The organism is Streptomyces filipinensis (genome assembly GCF_014649495.1).
Classification (GTDB): Bacteria; Actinomycetota; Actinomycetes; order Streptomycetales; family Streptomycetaceae; genus Streptomyces; species Streptomyces filipinensis.
This window is the reverse complement of the sequence record NZ_BMTD01000069.1, coordinates 1-1313: the sequence shown is the minus strand read 5'-3', so window position 1 is coordinate 1313 and position 1313 is coordinate 1. Positions and strand designations below refer to the sequence as shown.

1 protein-coding gene and 1 other annotated feature are annotated in these 1313 nt (G+C 67.1%); the gene reads left to right on the top strand.

Going from position 1 to position 1313, the window contains the following annotated elements; translation table 11 throughout:
• Positions 1 to 51 precede the first annotated feature (51 nt).
• Positions 52 to 1271 (top strand): IS3 family transposase gene (locus IE244_RS41495; RefSeq protein WP_229854917.1). Its coding sequence is split into 2 segments (ribosomal slippage): positions 52 to 331 and positions 331 to 1271, totalling 1221 coding nucleotides; the frame shifts between segments, so codons are not numbered across the junction.
• Positions 330 to 443: a sequence feature (AL1L pseudoknot), on the top strand. Its footprint overlaps the gene before it by 114 nt.
• Positions 1272 to 1313 lie beyond the last annotated feature (42 nt).

Below are 1313 nucleotides of genomic sequence, written 5' to 3'. Positions count from 1 at the left end.
TGAACCGCCCCGTGTTCGTTGGAGGGTTCGAATCCTGGAGGATTGGGACCTATGCCAGCGAAGAGGAAGTACCCGGACGAGCTCCGTGAGCGAGCGGTCCGCATGGTGTTCGAGATACGTGAGCAGACCGGTGTGAGAACCGGGTCGATCTCCCGGGTTGCTGACCAGCTCGGGATCAATCGCGAGGCCGTGCGGAACTGGGTCCGGCAGGCCGAGGTCGACGACGGCAAACGGCCCGGGACCAGCACCACGGACGCGCAGAAGATCGCCGAGCTCGAACGCGAAGTGCGTGAGCTGAGGCGGGCGAATGAGATTCTCAAGGCCGCCTCGGCTTTCTTCGCGCGGGAGCTCGACCCGCGACTGCCGAGATGACCGCGTTCGTCGACGAGGTGCGGGAGGAGCTCGGGGTCGAGCCGGTCTGCGAGGTGCTGCAGTTCGCTCCGTCCACGTACTACGCGGCGAAGAAGCGCGAGGGCCGGCCGTCCCGGCGTCAGCTGCGGGACGACGAGCTCGGGGCCGAGATCCGGCGCGTCTACGACGAGAACCGCCAGGTCTATGGTGCCCGGAAGGTCTGGCGGCAGCTGCGGCGCGAGGGCGTCGAGGTCGCCCGCTGCACCGTCGAGCGCCTCATGCGCTCGCTCGGCCTGGCCGGCGCGGTCCGCGGAAGGACCACGAGAACCACGGTCGCTGACCCGGCGGCCGAGCGGCCCGGGGACCTGGTTGACCGGGACTTCACCGCCTCCCGTCCGAACCAGCTGTGGGTGACCGACTTCACCTACGTCGCCACCTGGGCCGGGTTCGTCTACGTCGCCTTCGTCCTCGACGTCTTCTCCCGGAAGATCGTCGGCTGGCAGGCCGCCGGCCACAAACGCACCGGCCTCGTCCTCGACGCCCTGGAGATGGCGATCTGGTCCCGCGACCGTGACGGGACCGCCGACCTGCACGGACTGGTCCATCACAGCGATGCCGGCAGTCAGTACGTGTCCATTCGCTACACCGACCGGCTCCTTGAAACCGGTGCCGCCCCCAGCGTCGGCACGGTCGGCGATGCCTACGACAACGCGCTCATGGAGTCCACGATCGGCCTGTTCAAGACCGAGTGCATCAAGCGGGACGGGCCCTGGCGGACCCTCGACGACGTCGAGATCGCCACCCTGACCTGGGTCGACTGGTACAACCGGCAACGACTCCACGGCAGCATCGGCAACCTCCCGCCGATCGAGTACGAGACGATGTACTACCGTTCACACCAAGCCACACGAAGCAACTGAAAACCACACATAACACTCTCCAACGAACCCGGTGCGGTTCAG